Source organism: Cryobacterium sp. CG_9.6 (assembly GCF_029893365.1).
Classification (GTDB): domain Bacteria; phylum Actinomycetota; class Actinomycetes; order Actinomycetales; family Microbacteriaceae; genus Cryobacterium.
This window is the reverse complement of the sequence record NZ_JARXUZ010000001.1, coordinates 1,427,402-1,442,920: the sequence shown is the minus strand read 5'-3', so window position 1 is coordinate 1,442,920 and position 15,519 is coordinate 1,427,402. Positions and strand designations below refer to the sequence as shown.

Here is a 15,519-nt window from a genome sequence, read left to right as displayed (position 1 = left end):
CGCCGGCTCCAAGCGAAGGCGAGAATCCTGATGGAATCCCTAACGAGTCACACCGACTATGGCGCAGTGAGCCTGAACGAGTCCGAGGTCAACCCCGACCCGATGGTCGAGTTCCCCCTGTGGCTGGCTGCCGCGGAGCAGGCCGGGCTTTACGAGCCCAATGCCATGGTGGTCAGCACCGTTGACCCAGACGGCCGACCGAGCAGCCGAACCGTGCTGCTCAAGGGGCTCGACGGCAGCGGCTTCGAATTCGTCACCAACTATGCGTCCCGCAAAGGCCGGGCGTTGAGTGTCAACCCGGAGGTCTCGCTGCTGTTTCCCTGGTATTCCATGCAACGCCAAGTGATTGTCTACGGCACGGCCACTCCCACGGATGCCGCCACCAGCGACTCCTATTTTGCCGGCCGACCGAGGGGGTCGCGCGTTGCCGCGGTCGCCAGCGACCAGTCCCGACCCGTCTCAAGCCGCGCCCGGATCGAGGAACAGGTTCGCCAGGTGGAAGAGCGTTATCCGGACGACACGGATATTCCCCGGCCCGAGGACTGGGGCGCGTTCCGTGTGATTCCACGCGCGATCGAGTTCTGGCAGGGCCGCACATCCCGACTCCACGACCGCCTACGGTTCACGGCCGGTGAACCTGGTTCCTGGACGCTGGAACGGCTCCAGCCGTAATCAAAGTTGGAGCTACCCGCGACGTCGGAGTATTACGGCGGCACGGCCGCGGCTCGACTCATGATGCGGTTCGCTTTTTCAGGAGCGCAGCCGTCGCGTGCAGAGAGAAACAGGTTGAGCGTCCGTCTAGCCCCGGACGCTCAACCAAAGCAGTGCTTATTCTTCTCAGGCCGGCGGCGCGAAGAACTCTAGGGGCAGCCCGTCGGGATCGCGGAAGGACAGTCCTGATCCGTATCCGGCGTCTTTGATGCTGTCGTGGGTGATACCGAGCTGGTCCAGGCGCTTCTCCCAATGCTCCAGCTCGGACCGGTCTGCAACACCGAATGCGACGTGATCCAAGCCCGCACGACGCTCGCTGAACGGCATCGTTACGTCCGAGTCGGGGAACTGGTGCAGCCCGACGAGAGTGCCACTCACCATCCAGACGACGTGGCGGAAGGGTCCGGTGTCCTCATCGAGCACTGGTTGCTCCTCGAACAACTCCGTGTACCACGGGACGCTCACCTCGAGGTCTCGTACCGTGAGCGCCACATGGGCGAGGGGTGGGAAAATCGTCATCGATGGTTCCTCCTGAATTCCAATAAGCACGATCGTGCGTGCGCACCTCCACCCTACGGTCGTTCGTCTCGCAACAGTCGAGGGAACCGGCGACCTCTCGATCGCGTGCCTGATTCAACGTCGTAAAGAAATGCCGTGTTGGCTGCACCGCACGGATGGTCGAGGCTGACCGATGCGCGCCCAAGCTCGTCGTCAGCGATGCCGTGAAGGGTGAACATGAGAGACGCGTGGACGATCGAACTCTTCCGACGTCCTCGGCCGAACCGTCACGTCGGTCATAGAGCGGCCGTTCGCTAGCCGATATAGTCAACCGACCACGGAATCACCGCGTCACCGCGTCAATTAGGGAACGATCGACGGGCACTTCCCCGCTGGTACAGCGCTCGAGTTCGAGGGTCTCGCCTTGCTGTCCGGGTGCCTCCCAGCTCATGGATGGCGAGTGAGTTGCGAGACACCCGAAGCCACGAGCTTGTGAGACTCAATGAGTTCATCAACCAGATGTCCGAACACGCTCGCAGTGAACGCGGGGGCATCGGTCTGACCGAGGACGTACCGGACAGTGTTGTCGTTGTGGCTGCCGCAGATGCGGATCCCGACCGTTGGATTGTGGGTAGCGAACCGGAGCTTGTCGACGACGACGTAGCGGAGCTGGACGACGTGGAAGAACAACACGTCGAGGGAGAAGTCGTCGCCGCCCACGTCGACGTACACGTATCGGCTGACGACTGCGAAGCCGGCGTCGAGTTCCCGCGGGGTTTCAACGATGCGTTCCATCAGGGACTGTTCCATGTCGCACTCGGCGGCCTCATCGGTCAGCGCGAGGACGTCGAACACGTAGGGATCTTTCGCGATCTGCTGCACAATGTGCTCGCTCGGCCAGACAAGGGCAAGGGCAGAGGTCCGCATGTACTGCAGGTTCCGAGACGACAGATGATTTTACTCGGCGAATTCGATTCGTAGGTCTTCTGAGAACCGACGGATGACCCCGCTCCCAATCCCCCAATACAGTTCACTGAGTTGGCTGTTAACGACACGTTGCGCTGAGACCTGCGCGCGGTGGCAGGCAGCGGTGCAGGCTTGACCGGGTGATGCCGCATTTGGCGACGATCTCAGTCATGGTCAGTCCGGTGGCTCGCAGGTGCGCTGCTTCGGTGGTGAGGCAGCTCTCATCGTCATATTGCCCAAACACCTCTCCCCGCACCAATTGGGGACCGGTAGCCGCGAAGTCGAGTTTGCTGCGAGCTGATACGTTTGGTCGAAACTGTGGGATGGCGTCCGCGAATCAGGGGGAGCATATGACCACATTGTCGCCCGCGCATGTCGCAGCCCCGGCGATTGCCGTAAGGGCTCGGAGCATCGGTCCCGCCGTAATGGTCGGGCTCATTACGACCGCTGTTTACACGGTGTTCTCATGGTTTCAATGGAAGACTTTTGTGGTTCCATCATGGGATTTGGGAATCTTCACCCAACTCGCGAAACAGTACGCGTCACTAGACGCACCCATCGTCGCAATCAAGGGCGACGAATTCAATCTTCTCGGGGACCACTTTCACCCCCTACTCGTTTTACTCGCGCCGATCTATGCGGCGTTCCCGAGCGCCTTCACCGTGATGCTCGTGCAGAATGTGCTCTTTGGGGTCGCTGCAGGCACTATCGCTTTCGCGGCCGGCCACTTGCTGGGTCACCCTGCAGGAGTGCTGTTTGGGTTGGCTTTTGGATTCAGCTGGGGGCTCCAGGGTGCCATGGAGGTTCAGTTCCACGAGATCGCCTTCGCAGTTCCCCTCCTCGCATTCTCTCTGACCGCGTTTCTCCGTCGTCAGTGGGTTGCCTGCATGGTCTGGGCCATGCCCTGAGCTGCCGCGGGCATTTCGGACAGCGGAATTAGTGGATTCTTCTACGCTGCCAATGCTGGCTGCTGATAACCATAGTGGACTTCATTGGGCCGTCGGTAACCGAGAGCGGAGTGCCGGCGTCGGCTGTTGTAAAACCCTTCGATATAGCGAATGACGTCGCTGCGAGCTTGTGATTTCGTGGCGTAAGCGGTGCGATAAACACGCTCATTCTTGAGCATCGAGAAGAAACTTTCCGCCATGCTGTTGTCCCAACACACGCCGGTGCGGCCCATGGAGGAACGCATCCCCAGGCCGGACACGAGAGCCCGAAATTCGGCCGAGGTATAGACGCTGCCGCGGTCGGAATGCCAGATCGCGTCGGCCTCGATCACGGTCGTCGCAGCGGCGTTGCGGAGGGCGTCGGCGACGAGCTCGGTGCGCATGTGATCGGCGATGGACCAGCCGACAACCTTCTTGGAATAGCAGTCGATGACGGTGGCCAGATAGATGAATCCTTGCCAGGTATGGATGTAGGTAATATCGCCGACGAACTTCACCCCGGGGCGGTCGGCGGTGAAGTCGCGTTTGACGAGGTCGGGCATGTTGGCGGCCGCTTCGGCATCGGCTTCGGTAGTGATGCGGAAAGGCCGTGGTTGGCAGGCTACGAGGCCAATCTGGCGCATAAGCTGCCGCACCAGCTCGGGCGAGCACTCGGTCTGCTCCGCGGCGAGGTCGGCGTGGATTCGGCGGTATCCGTAGGTGCCGTCGGACTCCTCGAAGAAGTGTTGAATCCGCGCGATCAGGGCCTCTCGCCGGGCCGCGGTCGCGGACTGCGGCCGGATCGCCCAGTGGTAGAAACCGGACGTTGACACGGCCAGCCAGAGGCACATTTTCACCACCGAATTCCGGTTGGTGGGCTCAGAATTTTGGGAGTCGATGTACTCGTACTTGCTCACTACCGCTGCTCCCGCGCGAAGTAAGCGCTGGCTTTTTTCAAGAAAGCGGTCTCCGCCCGCAGCTCTTGAACTTCCCGCTCGAGTTCCTTCAGACGGGCCCGTTCCGACACTGTCAGGTCCGCTTCGGTGCCGCCGTTGGCCTCGCGGTATTTGTTGAGCCAGTTCCGGAGCGTCTCGGGCCCGACGCCGTATGCGGTGGCGACGTCCTTGATCGGTTTGGAGGTATTGATCACCTCGCGGCACAGCTCGTCTTTGAACTCTTGGGTGAAACGCCTACGTGCTGCGGCCATGCTGATCTCTACTTTCAGTGAACTCTCATTTTAAGAGGGCCCACTGTCCGAGATATCCGCGGCAGGTCACCCCTGGTTTTCGTGAAGGAGGACTTGGGCCTAACCGTGGCCGCAATCGGTATCGTGCTCGCCTACCGCAGCCGCCAACCCCTCGGAATTTGGCTGGCCGTGTGGGGTGTCGCGTGGTTCGGAATAGCCAGTCTGATCGTGCTCCCCATGCTCAACCCCGATGGCCATTGGGCCTATGCGGAAAGCATGAACCTTGCGGCCCCTTCGACGTCCTTTTTCCACCCCGAGAAAGCCCTGACCCTCGTCCTGCTCGTCGTGGCGTCCGGTGCAATCGCTCTCCGGTCTCCACTGGTTCTGGTTCTTTTGCCAACTCTGGCGTGGCGATTCCTCTCCGACAACTCTGGATATTGGGGTCCCACCTGGCAATACAGCGCCGTGCTCATGCCCATCCTGTTCTGCGCGGTTCTCGACGGAATCACAGCCTGTCGATCTGGCCGAACTCGATGGATGCGCACATACGGACGAATAGCACCAGCCCTTGTGGTCCTGGCCGCCGTCGCCCTTTTGCCCCAGCTACCACTTGCGAAACTCGTCAGCACGCAGACTCAATTCTCAAATAGTCGCAACGAAGCTGCACATGCTGCCCTCGCTCGTGTCCCTGATCACGCTGTGGTGGAATCCGACATCGGACTCATGGCATATCTGGTGCCCCGCACAACGGTGTACTGGGTGGGCAACAAGAATCCGCTTCCCGAGTACCTGGTCGTCGACCTGCAATCCGGAAGCATACCCGCAGAGTGGAGCTCTGTTGAGGACATCGCTCGGCACATCCACCCTGGAGTCCCTTTCCACACCGTCTTCTCCCGAGACGGTTACCAAATAGCACAACGAATCGATGCTGACCACTGACCAGCCCCGTTGTGAGAGTTTCACCTCCTGAAATGCGGCACGGTAATTTTTAGCACCTGTTTCCTGCAGGGTAGGCGTCAGCGTACTCGATGTGCTCCCGCCGTGGTCTTGCCATCGCGAACACTCTCTCTTGTGAGTTATCCACTCGACGAGGTCAGGGCCACTCCCCCACTGACGACCCACCGCACCTAGAAGGGGGCGGGGTCGTTGGTGGTGGGGTTTTGGTTGGTGTCGTAGGGGTTGGGGGTGTTGAAGGGGGTGTTGAAGGGGTTGGTGTAGGTGGTTTTTCGGGGTGTTTTTCGGGGTGTGGTGCCGGGGTGGGTGAGTGGGGGTGGCATTCGGGTGGCGGGGTTGGTGGCGTAGTGTTTGCCGGCGGGGGAGGTCCAGTGGAGGTTGCCGTTGGGGGTTTGGGTGACGGTCCAGTTGGTGTTGTGTTTGAGGGCGTGGCAGGGTTTGCAGAGGTGGGCGAGGTTGGTGCTGGTGGTGGGGCCACCGAATTGGCGGGCGATGGTGTGGTCGAGGTCGCTGTGCCGGGCGGTTCGGTTGCAGCCGGGGAAGCGGCAGGTTTCGTCGCGGATCTGTTGGTAGCGTTTTAGGGCGGCGGGGACGGCGAAGTGTTCGTTACTGACGGAGAGCACGATGCCTGTTTCGGGGTGGGTGAGGATGCGGGTGAAGCTTGTTGCGGTGCCGGCGAGGCGGCGGGCGGTTTCGGGGTCGATGGGTCCGTAGCCTTCGAGGGACCCGGGTTCCTCGCTTCGGCCGAGCAGGGTGAGTACCGGGACGGTGACGTTGACGTGGGCGCTGATGCCGGCGCCGAGGCCTGTTTCGGTGACCCCGGTGAGGAGCAGGTCAACGGCCACGTCGGCGGTGAGTTGGGCGCGGTTTCGGAGTTCGTCGGTGCCCTGCAAACTGGTGGCCGTGTCGGTGAGGCGGGTGAAGATGGCTTGGAGGTCATCGGACGCCGCCGAAATCCATAGGGTGGACATGCTGTCTTGGCCGGGGAAGAGGGCCACGCGCCGGTTGGCCAGGCACGTCAGGCGGCGTTCGGCGATGGTGTCGGGGTGCAGGGCTTCTCGAAGGCGGCGTGCTTTCAGGTCAAACTTTGCCACCGTCAATGTTTTCGCTAGCGGCAGCAGTGCCTCTTCGAATTCTGGCTGGCTCAGTGCGGGCAGGGAGGAGACGTGATCGATCAGGCGGTGCACGTGGCGTTCACTGATCTGGCCTGCCCGCAATGCGGCGAGGGTGGCGGGTAGGGCGTGGGTGAGGCTGCGACTGTCGCGGATGAGGGCGCACGCGGTGCCTTCTGGGATGCGCAGGGCGCACGCGATCTCCGCCGTCACCGCACGTTCAGCTGCATACGGTGCTTCCCACCGGTCGTGGCCGGTGGCTTTACCGGTTTCGGCATTAGCGAGTGCGCGGGTGACAGCGTCGTCCACGGCGGTGGCTTTGCCCGCCTGAGCCCAGGCGATGACCTTCTCAAAATAGACCACCCGGTCAATGAGTGCCGCCGGGCTCGCCGTCGCCCCGGTACTGAAGGCTTCACTGGGCAGAACCAAAAACGCCAACGCCAGTTGCGCATCCGGCAGCGCTTCGCGCGCCTCACACCCCGAGGTCCCCTCCGTGCAGGACGTTGCCCCCGCCAACCGGAGGCGGTCCTCGGCGTCAAACGCCGCCGCCCGCCTCGCGCCCTCCGGACTCAGCCCCTCCTCAAAATCAAAAAAGTTCTCAAAATCCTCAATGTCGGAGGGGGAGACGAAACTTGTCAGAAAGGCATCACGCTCCGCGTCACCCGGCCACGCCGGGGGCGGTTCCTCTGGTTCACCTGTGGTTTCCATGCCACCATTTTACTCCCGATAGCACATAAACACGAGCAAACCTCACAAAAATATCCATAAAAATCAGAGATGTGTACACCCGTTTCTGCTCGTGCTCTTGCCAGAGGAGCCCTCGAGATGCACAGCCACTTCATCCCTCACAGTCCGCGTCCCGACGGGCTGTTTCACAGTCAGAAATGTCACAGTATTGGCACCTCTAAAGCGTGGGAGACCGCAATGACCGTTGTTCCAATTACCGAGCTCACTACGCCCACTGCGGCCCCAGACTCCGGTCTCGATGGCATTCGCGAGCATTTTGATGTCGTCGTCATCGGTGCAGGACCGGCGGGAACAGCCGCGGCCCTGCGCGCCGCCGAACTGGGCGCATCCGTAGCCATCTGTGAGGCCGACCGCCTCGGTGGCACATGCGTGAATACGGGCTGCGTACCCACCCGTGTCCTGGCCAAGACGGCGAGACTCCTGCGGGAAATTCGAACGGCCAACGCCTACGGCATCTCCGTCACCGAACGCCCCATCGACTGGCCCGCCATGGTTGCCCGGGTTCGAGACACCATGGACCGCGTGCGGTCCATGAAAAGCGAGGCAACACGGTTCGCTGATGCCGGTGTACAGCTCATTCTTGAGGGTCGCGCCCGCTTCATCGATCCCTTCACCATCGTTCTCGACAGTGGGCGAACGATTTCGGCAGACGCCGTTATCGTCTGCGTGGGCGGTCACTCCCGCCGACTTCCCGTGCCGGGAGCTGAACTAGCGGTCGTACCCGAACACGTGCTCGACCTACCGGAAATTCCCGCCCGGCTTGCTGTCATCGGCGGTGGGAACACCGGAGCGCAACTGGTAACCGTGTTCAATTCCTTTGGCTCGGCCGTGACCCTGCTCGACGTGGCTGACCGAATCCTCACCACCTCCGATGAGTCCATCTCGCACACGGTGGCAGATGCCTTCGCCACGCAGGGCGTCGATCTCCGACTGGGCATTCAGGGCGTCAATGCACTGGAGCGGAACCCCGACGGCTCCATCACGCTGACCTGGCGACAGCACGGAAAAGATGTCTCAGCCGATTTCGACGCGGTCATCATGGCAACCGGGTGGCCAGCAGATGTCGATGACCTGGGCCTCGAATATGCCGGCGTGGTTCCCAGCCGCTCATCCATCCCCGTGGACCTGTACTTTCGCAGTTCCGTGCCACACATCTTCGCTGTGGGCGATGCCAACGGCCGCGACATGTTGGTGCAGGCAGCGCAGTCCGAGGGCGAAGCGGCAGCCGAGAACGCCGTCCTCGACGCAAACCGACGCAGCCCCCGCAGCGCACTCCCCGCGGGTGGATTCACCGACCCCGACTATGCCGGTGTCGGCCTGACCGAGGTTGAGGCCCGACGTCGCGATGAATTCTGCGTGGTCACGGTGGTGCCGTACTCACAACTCGATCGCGCTGTGATTGACGACCGCGAGCTGGGATTTCTGAAACTCATCAGCGACCGCCGACGGGAACTCATTCTTGGCGCTCATGCGACGGGTGAGAATGCGGTCGAGGTCATTCAGTCCGTGACGACGGCGATGGCCGCGGGGATTGACGTGCAGACATTGGCCAACGTGCGTTTTGCGTATCCCACCTACAGCGCCATCATCGGTCTCGCGGCCCGCTCCCTGCTCGCCGAGTCCGTGGCGGGACCAGTACGTCGGCACACGAACGCGGTCATCGCCTAGAACCACGGGCCGAACTCCCCCGCAACAGTCCGAGCAGGAAGCTCTCGACCGCGAGCTACTGCGTGTCTTGCTCCATGGTGCGCAACAGCGCATGCGAGTCAGTGAGATTGGAGAGCAGCATCCGCTTGGCGGCGGCAAGAAGCTCCACCGTGCCCGCGTCACGCAGCGCGTAGTAGATGGTGTTGCCCTCACGCCTGGTCACCACAACTCCCGCGCGACGCAGCACGGCCAGTTGCTGGGACAGATTGGAGAGCTCGCACCCGAGGGCCTCGGCGAGACTCCCCACCGAGCGTTCACCGACGGCGAGTTGCTCCAGAACCTGAACACGCAGCGGATGCCCGAGCGATTTGAACAGGTCGGCCTTCAATTGGGCAGCGGGAAGACCTTGACTCAGCACAATCTGAGTATATCGTTAACTTACAATTCCTTCAAGTAGATGCCGTCACCAGCGGCACGCACGCAAAAGGCCCGCCCTGCCGAAGCAGTGCGGGCCTTCCGTCTACCCGACCGACCTGGCGAGAGGTGATCGGGAGAACTCTAGGTTCGAACCTAGTTGTGGAGCCTAGCCCTCGACCGAAGCCTCGGAGCCAGCGGATGCCGCATCGCGGCCGTCCGTGTCAGCACCCTCTTCGAGAACCGGAGCCAGCGACAGCTTGCCACGATCATCGATCTTGGTGATCTGAACGAGCACCTTCTGGCCAACGCCGAGAACGTCTTCGACGTTCTCCACTCGCTTACCTCCAGCAAGCTTACGCACCTCAGAGATGTGCAGCAGACCATCCTTGCCCGGAAGCAGCGAAACGAAGGCGCCAAACGCAGCAATCTTCACGACAGTTCCGAGGAACTGCTCGCCGACCTCGGGGTTGGTGGGGTTAGCAATGGAGTTGACCATGGCACGAGCAGCCTCAGCCGACGGTCCGTCGACAGCACCGATGTACACGGTGCCGTCTTCTTCGATGGAGATATCGGCGCCGGTCTCATCCTGAATGCCGTTGATCGTCTTGCCCTTCGGGCCGATCAGCTCGCCGATCTTGTCTACCGGGATCTGAACACTGATCACGCGGGGCGCGGTCGGTGCCATTTCATCGGGAGCATCGATGGCGGCGTTCAGCACGGAGAGGATCGTGGCACGAGCATCGCGAGCCTGCGTCAGCGCGCCAGCCAGAACCGACGCGGGAATGCCGTCGAGCTTGGTGTCGAGCTGGATAGCCGTGATGAACTCACTCGTTCCGGCAACCTTGAAGTCCATGTCGCCCAGGGCGTCTTCGGCTCCGAGGATGTCAGTTAGGGCCGCGTAACGGGTCTTGCCGTCAACGGTGTCGCTGATCAGGCCCATGGCGATACCGGCAACGGGAGCGCGCAGCGGCACTCCGGCGTTCAGCAGCGACAGAGTCGAGGCGCAGACAGAACCCATCGACGTGGAACCGTTGGAGCTGAGCGCCTCGGATACCTGACGGATGGCGTAGGGGAATTCCTCACGCGTGGGCAGCACGGGAACCAGGGCGCGCTCAGCGAGCGCTCCGTGGCCGATCTCGCGGCGCTTCGGCGTTCCCACGCGGCCGGTTTCACCGGTCGAGTAGGGCGGGAAGTTGTAGTTGTGCATGTAGCGCTTCTTGGTGACCGGGTTGAGCGAGTCAATGGACTGCTCGAGCTTCAGCATGTTCAGCGTGGTCACGCCGAGAATCTGAGTCTCACCGCGCTGGAAGATCGCCGAACCGTGAACACGGGGAATAACCGCAACCTCGGCGTCGAGCGGACGGATGTCTGCCAGTCCACGACCGTCGATGCGAATGCCCTCGTTGAGCACGCGCGAGCGAACAACAAGCTTGGTGACGGACTTGTATGCAGCGTTGACCTGGTTGTTGGCGCTGGCGTCGAGCTCTCCGGCCTCAACCTTGGCGGCAACGGCGGCCTTGACGGTGGCCTTGAGTGCGTCGTCAGCGTTCTGACGCTCAACCTTGTCGGCGATCGCGTAGACGTTCTTGAGCTCGTCATAGGCAACAGCAGCAACGGCGTCGTACGTGGCCGGCTGGTAGGGCGGGAACAGTGCAAAGTCGGCCGTGGGCTTGGCCGCCTTGTCGGCGACTTCCTGCTGAGCGGCGACGAGCTGCTTGATGAACGGCTTGGACGCCTCGATGCCCTGGGCAACGACCTCTTCGTTCGGCGCAATGGCGCCGCCCTTGATGAGGTTCCACGCAGCATCGGTAGCTTCGGCCTCGATCATCATGATCGCGACGTCCTGCGCACCACTGGCATCCGTCACCACACGGCCGGCAACGACCATGCTGAAGACGGCGTCATCGAGCTGCGAGTGCTTCGGGAAGGCAACCCACTGACCGCCACCGTTCTCGTCGGGAACGAGGGCGACGCGAACGCCACCGATCGGACCGGAGAAGGGAAGACCCGCAAGCTGGGTCGACATGGACGCAGCGTTGATTGCCAGCACGTCGTACAGTTCGTCGGGCTCGATGGCCAGAACCGTGATGACAACTTGGATCTCGTTACGCAGACCGTCGACGAACGACGGGCGCAACGGCCGGTCGATCAGACGGCAGGTGAGGATGGCGTCGGTCGAGGGACGACCTTCGCGGCGGAAGAAGCTGCCCGGGATACGACCCGCGGCGTACATACGCTCTTCTACGTCAATGGTGAGCGGGAAGAAGTCGAAGTTATCCTTCGGCTGCTTGCTCACACTCGTGGCGGAGAGCAGCATTGTCTCTTCGTCAATATATGCGGCGGCAGAACCCTGCGCCTGCTGGGCAAGACGCCCGGTTTCGAAACGGATGGTGCGCTTGCCGTACTTGCCGTTATCGATAACGGTTTCGGCGAACGTGATTTCTGGACCCTCCATGTGGGGGTTCTCTCCTTTGTGTTGCTTCTCGCCATGCTGGCGACGAAGGCTCGCGTGCCCGTGTGACAGGCGAGTTGGACCGGGAGCGGGATTCGCAGACGACGTCTAGTGAACCGCTCCATGTGTCGGTCAATACAAAGATTGACCGACACGAGTCTAACAGACGCGTCAGAAACCGCCGGTAAGCCTAAACCCACGTTCCGAGACGCGGTTCAGGCGCTCTGCGCGAGATCCCCCAGAGCGGATGCCGCGGTGCCGCCGAGTGCCGACGCATCTGTTCCGAGAAGCTCACGACGGGCGGCGCGCTCGGCCGCCAGCTTGAGTGACGCATGGGTCGGAGCCTCGGGAACATGTGCGGGGCGGTTCTTTGCGAGTTCCTTGCGCAGAACGGGCACGACCTCCTCACCGAGGATGTCCAGCTGTTCGAGCACGGTCTTCAGCGGCAGACCGGCGTGGTCGACGAGAAAGAGCTGGCGCTGGTAATCACCGAAGTGATCGCGCATGCCGGCGTAGCGGTCGATGACCTGCTGGGGACTGCCCACCGTGAGCGGCGTCTGTTCGGTGAAGTCCTCGAGGCTCGGGCCGTGACCATAGACCGGCGCGCTGTTGAAGTACGGACGGAACTCGCTGACCGCGTCCTGAGACTTTGTGCGCATGAATGCCTGACCGCCGAGACCCACAATCGCCTCGGAGGCAAGTCCGTGGCCGTAGTGCTCGAAGCGAGCACGGTAGTAGCTAATGAGTTTCATATAGTGCTCTTTGGGCCAGAAGATGTTGTTGGCGAAGAAGCCATCCCCGTAGTACGCGGCCTGCTCGGCAATTTCCGGACTGCGGATGCTGCCGTGCCAGACGAAGGGTGCGATCCCGTCGAGCGGACGAGGGGTGGACTGAAAGCCCTGCAGCGGCGTGCGGAACTGGCCTTCCCAGTCCACGTATTCCTCGCGCCAGAGACGACGCAGCAGGGCGTAGTTCTCGAGCGCCAAGGGAATTCCCTGCCGAATGTCCTGACCAAACCACGGGTAGACGGGGCCGGTGTTGCCCCGACCCAGCGTGAGGTCAACACGGCCACCAGAGAGGTGCTGCAGCATGGCGAAGTCTTCGGCAATCTTCACCGGGTCGTTCGTGGTGATCAGTGTCGTGGCCGTCGAGAGAATGAGCGTCTCGGTGATGGCCGCGATATAGCCCAGCAGTGTCGTCTGCGACGACGACACGAACGGCGGATTGTGGTGCTCGCCAATGGCGAAGACATCGAGACCAACCTCTTCGGCCTTCTTGGCGATCGCGACGAGGGCGGTGATTCGCTCAGACTCGGTCGGCTCATGGCCCGTCGTGGGGTCGACGGTTCTGTCCCCCACCGTAAAAATTCCGAACTGCATGTCAGTCTCCCAAGGTTCTCTCCGACGCCATGTCTAGCCAGCACAACGGCGGTGATGGTGATCCTATTCCCCGTCACCGCCGGTGACCCTACTTCGAGACGGGCTCCGCTGCTTCGACCGGAGCGAGGGGCTTACCGTCGGCATCGAGGCCGCGTAGCTTGCGCCCGAGCACCGAGTGGCTGCGACCGTAGAGGAAGTACACGGCAAAACCGATGAGGAGCCAGACACCGAACCGCACCCAGGTGAGCGTCGTGAGGTTGAGCATGAGCCAGACACACAGCACGGCGGACAAAATAGGCAGGAAGGGCGAGAACGGAACCGTAAACGCTCGTGGCAGATCAGGGCGCTTCTTGCGCAGCACAACCACCGCGATGCTCACGAGCACGAAAGCGGACAGAGTGCCGATGTTAATCATTTCTTCGAGCACACCCACATCGGTCAGGCCGGCAATGAGGGCCACGACGAGGCCGGCGATGATCTGAATGCGTGCCGGGGTGCGACGTTTCTCCGACGTGACGCTGAGCCACCGCGGCAGCAGTCCATCGCGGCTCATGGCGAAGAGCACCCGGGAGAGACCGAGGAGAAGAACCATGATCACGGTGGTCAACCCCACGAGAATACCCACGGAGATGATCTGAGCAGCCCAGCCTGCACCCACGGCGACGAATGCTGTGGCCAGGGAAGCATTGGGATCATCGGCGAGCACGGTGTAGGGCACCATTCCGGTCAGCACGAGGCTCACGCCGATGTACAAGACCGTGACAATACCGAGGCCGAGGAAAATGCCCTTGGGAAGGGTCTTCTGTGGATTCTTGACTTCCTCAGCCGAGGTGGCCACCACATCGAAGCCGATGAAGGCAAAGAACACGAGCGAGGCGCCGGCCAAGAGGCCGAAGAGGCCGTACTGCGCGGGAGCCGCCCCGGTCATGAAGGAAAACAGGGACTGCATCCAGACGTCACCCTCCCCCGGCTTCGAGGGGACGGACTCGGGGATGAACGGCGCGTAGTTTTTGGTGTTGACGAAGAACGCACCCACCACGATCACGAAGACCACGATGGCAACCTTGATGATGGTGAAAACGCTGGCCACCCGAGCAGAGAGCTGGGTGCCGAGAACAAGCAGTGTGGTGAAGATGGCAACGATCACAAACGCACCCCAGCTCACGTCCAGGCCCAGCACGCTGATGGTGGCCGGAATGTCCCACCCGGCCAGATCGAAGACGGTGCTCAGGTAGATACCCCAGTACTTGGCGATCACGGCGGCAGCGGTGAGCATTTCCAGGATCAGGTCCCAGCCGATGATCCAGGCGAGAAGCTCTCCCAGCGTGGCGTAGGTGAACGTGTACGCCGACCCGGCCACCGGCACAGCCGACGCGAACTCCGCGTAACACATGATCGCGAGGGCACAGGTGAAAGCGGCGAGCAGGAACGCCAGGGTCACTGACGGACCGGCATAGCTCCCTGCTGCTTTTGCACCCACGGAGAAGATGCCGGCACCGACCGCCACGGCAACACCCATGATCATGAGGTCCCAGGTGCCCAGAGTGCGTTTGAGGCTATGGCCCTTCTCAAGAGAATCTGCGATGGAGTCTTCAATACTCTTGGTGCGCCAGAGGCTCATAATCTAATGTCGTCCGTTTCGTTGGGTTCTACGTATTCATGCTAGTCATCGAAGGAACCCACCCAGGTGGTTTGTGTCCAGCGCAGACCATTCGTCAGCAGCCGCGAACACACAGAACGGGCCGCCACCAGCGAAGGTGACGACCCGTTGTGTAAGAAGTTCGCGGTATCAACGCAAAGCTTCGTTCAGCTAGCGCTGAGTAGTCACTGACTACTCAAGCGAAACTAGCGACGAAGGCCGAGGCTGCCGATCAGTGTGCGGTATCGAGTGATGTCGATATCGGACAGGTAACCGAGCAGTCGACGACGCTGACCAACCATGAGGAGCAGGCCACGACGCGAGTGGTGGTCGTGCTTGTGCTCTTTCAGGTGCTCCGTCAGGTCAAGAATGCGCTGCGTGAGCATAGCAATCTGAACTTCGGGGGACCCTGTGTCACCTGGGTGGGTAGCGTACTTTTCGATGATCGCCTTCTTTGCATTGGCTTCGAGTGCCATAGATGGGATCCCCTTTCTCTCACTGCGCGGTGCCCTTGGCAGGATGCCTGGGCTCTCTTTGTCCGCGGCCGCTAAACGGCAACCTACATACTTTAGCAGATCTTGGCTATTTCCCCGGACTGGGGCGTCACTCATTTTCTCTCCCGCAACCCATAACCCACCCGTCGCGGCATACTCACTCAAGAAGACGAATACACAGGAGTGTTTGCTGATGCATATGACCTGCCCGTACTGCGGTTCCGTGGCCCGACTCGCCCCGAACCCGTCCCTTGGCGCGGGTCTCCCCCGCTACGTCCTCAAGTGCTCGGGATGCGCCCAGACCAGCATCCTCCCGGAATCGACGGTCCCCGCAGCGCAGGGTCCGGTGGTGGCTACCTCGAAGCGGCCACCACGCTCCGCGACTCGACCC

13 protein-coding genes are annotated in these 15,519 nt (G+C 61.7%); 4 read left to right on the top strand and 9 right to left on the bottom strand.

Features of this window, described 5'->3' with window-relative positions; genetic code table 11:
- Nucleotides 1-30: 30 nt before the first annotated feature.
- Nucleotides 31-672, top strand: coding sequence for a pyridoxamine 5'-phosphate oxidase (gene pdxH, locus H4V99_RS06510; RefSeq protein WP_280676605.1), 642 nt, complete (start codon nt 31-33; stop codon nt 670-672).
- Nucleotides 673-837: 165 nt separating this feature from the next.
- On the opposite strand, the gene H4V99_RS06505 is transcribed toward pdxH, so the two are convergent.
- Together H4V99_RS06505 and H4V99_RS06500 are read right to left on the bottom strand one after the other, a co-directional pair.
- Nucleotides 838-1,230, bottom strand: a complete 393-nt coding sequence (locus H4V99_RS06505; protein ID WP_280676603.1) for a VOC family protein — start codon at nt 1,228-1,230, stop codon at nt 838-840.
- Between the two features lie 426 nt (nt 1,231-1,656).
- Nucleotides 1,657-2,136 (bottom strand): PDDEXK nuclease domain-containing protein, encoded by a 480-nt coding sequence (locus H4V99_RS06500; protein ID WP_280676601.1) that lies wholly within the window; start codon nt 2,134-2,136, stop codon nt 1,657-1,659.
- Nucleotides 2,137-2,525: 389 nt separating this feature from the next.
- On the opposite strand from H4V99_RS06500, the gene H4V99_RS06495 reads away from it, so the two are divergent.
- Nucleotides 2,526-3,083, top strand: coding sequence for a DUF2079 domain-containing protein (locus H4V99_RS06495; protein WP_280676599.1), 558 nt, complete (start codon nt 2,526-2,528; stop codon nt 3,081-3,083).
- A 41-nt stretch (nt 3,084-3,124) separates the two neighbouring features.
- Here the strand turns inward: H4V99_RS06495 and H4V99_RS06490 are convergent.
- Nucleotides 3,125-4,308, bottom strand: a protein-coding gene (locus tag H4V99_RS06490; RefSeq protein ID WP_280676597.1) for an IS3 family transposase whose coding sequence is annotated in 2 segments (ribosomal slippage) — nt 3,125-4,047 and nt 4,047-4,308 — 1,185 coding nt in all. Because the reading frame shifts where the segments join, the coding sequence is not laid out codon by codon here.
- A gap of 81 nt (nt 4,309-4,389) precedes the next feature.
- Here H4V99_RS06490 and H4V99_RS06485 point away from each other — a divergent pair.
- On the top strand, nt 4,390-5,226 hold the full coding sequence (locus H4V99_RS06485; protein ID WP_280676595.1) for a DUF2079 domain-containing protein: 837 nt from the start codon (nt 4,390-4,392) through the stop codon (nt 5,224-5,226).
- A gap of 188 nt (nt 5,227-5,414) precedes the next feature.
- Here H4V99_RS06485 and H4V99_RS06480 read toward each other — a convergent pair whose 3' ends face one another.
- The gene (locus H4V99_RS06480) at nt 5,415-7,061 is read right to left on the bottom strand and encodes an HNH endonuclease signature motif containing protein (RefSeq protein WP_280676593.1); all 1,647 of its coding nucleotides are present in this window, start codon (nt 7,059-7,061) and stop codon (nt 5,415-5,417) included.
- A gap of 216 nt (nt 7,062-7,277) precedes the next feature.
- Between H4V99_RS06480 and H4V99_RS06475 the strand changes: the two genes are divergently transcribed.
- A complete protein-coding gene (locus tag H4V99_RS06475; protein ID WP_280676591.1) occupies nt 7,278-8,768 on the top strand; it encodes an NAD(P)/FAD-dependent oxidoreductase in 1,491 nt (496 codons plus the stop codon).
- A gap of 55 nt (nt 8,769-8,823) precedes the next feature.
- Here H4V99_RS06475 and H4V99_RS06470 read toward each other — a convergent pair whose 3' ends face one another.
- The 5 genes from H4V99_RS06470 to rpsO all read right to left on the bottom strand — a co-directional run bounded on the left by H4V99_RS06470 (nt 8,824) and on the right by rpsO (nt 15,110).
- Nucleotides 8,824-9,165: a metalloregulator ArsR/SmtB family transcription factor gene (locus H4V99_RS06470; RefSeq protein WP_280676589.1), complete on the bottom strand. Its 342-nt coding sequence runs from the start codon at nt 9,163-9,165 to the stop codon at nt 8,824-8,826.
- A 165-nt stretch (nt 9,166-9,330) separates the two neighbouring features.
- Nucleotides 9,331-11,619, bottom strand: a complete 2,289-nt coding sequence (locus H4V99_RS06465) for a polyribonucleotide nucleotidyltransferase (protein ID WP_280676587.1) — start codon at nt 11,617-11,619, stop codon at nt 9,331-9,333.
- A gap of 212 nt (nt 11,620-11,831) precedes the next feature.
- A complete protein-coding gene (locus H4V99_RS06460; RefSeq protein WP_280676586.1) occupies nt 11,832-12,995 on the bottom strand; it encodes an LLM class flavin-dependent oxidoreductase in 1,164 nt (387 codons plus the stop codon).
- An 88-nt stretch (nt 12,996-13,083) separates the two neighbouring features.
- On the bottom strand, nt 13,084-14,616 hold the full coding sequence (locus tag H4V99_RS06455; RefSeq protein ID WP_280676583.1) for an amino acid permease: 1,533 nt from the start codon (nt 14,614-14,616) through the stop codon (nt 13,084-13,086).
- Between the two features lie 224 nt (nt 14,617-14,840).
- Nucleotides 14,841-15,110 (bottom strand): 30S ribosomal protein S15, encoded by a 270-nt coding sequence (gene rpsO / locus H4V99_RS06450; protein ID WP_134366400.1) that lies wholly within the window; start codon nt 15,108-15,110, stop codon nt 14,841-14,843.
- Between the last annotated feature and the right edge of the window lie 409 nt (nt 15,111-15,519).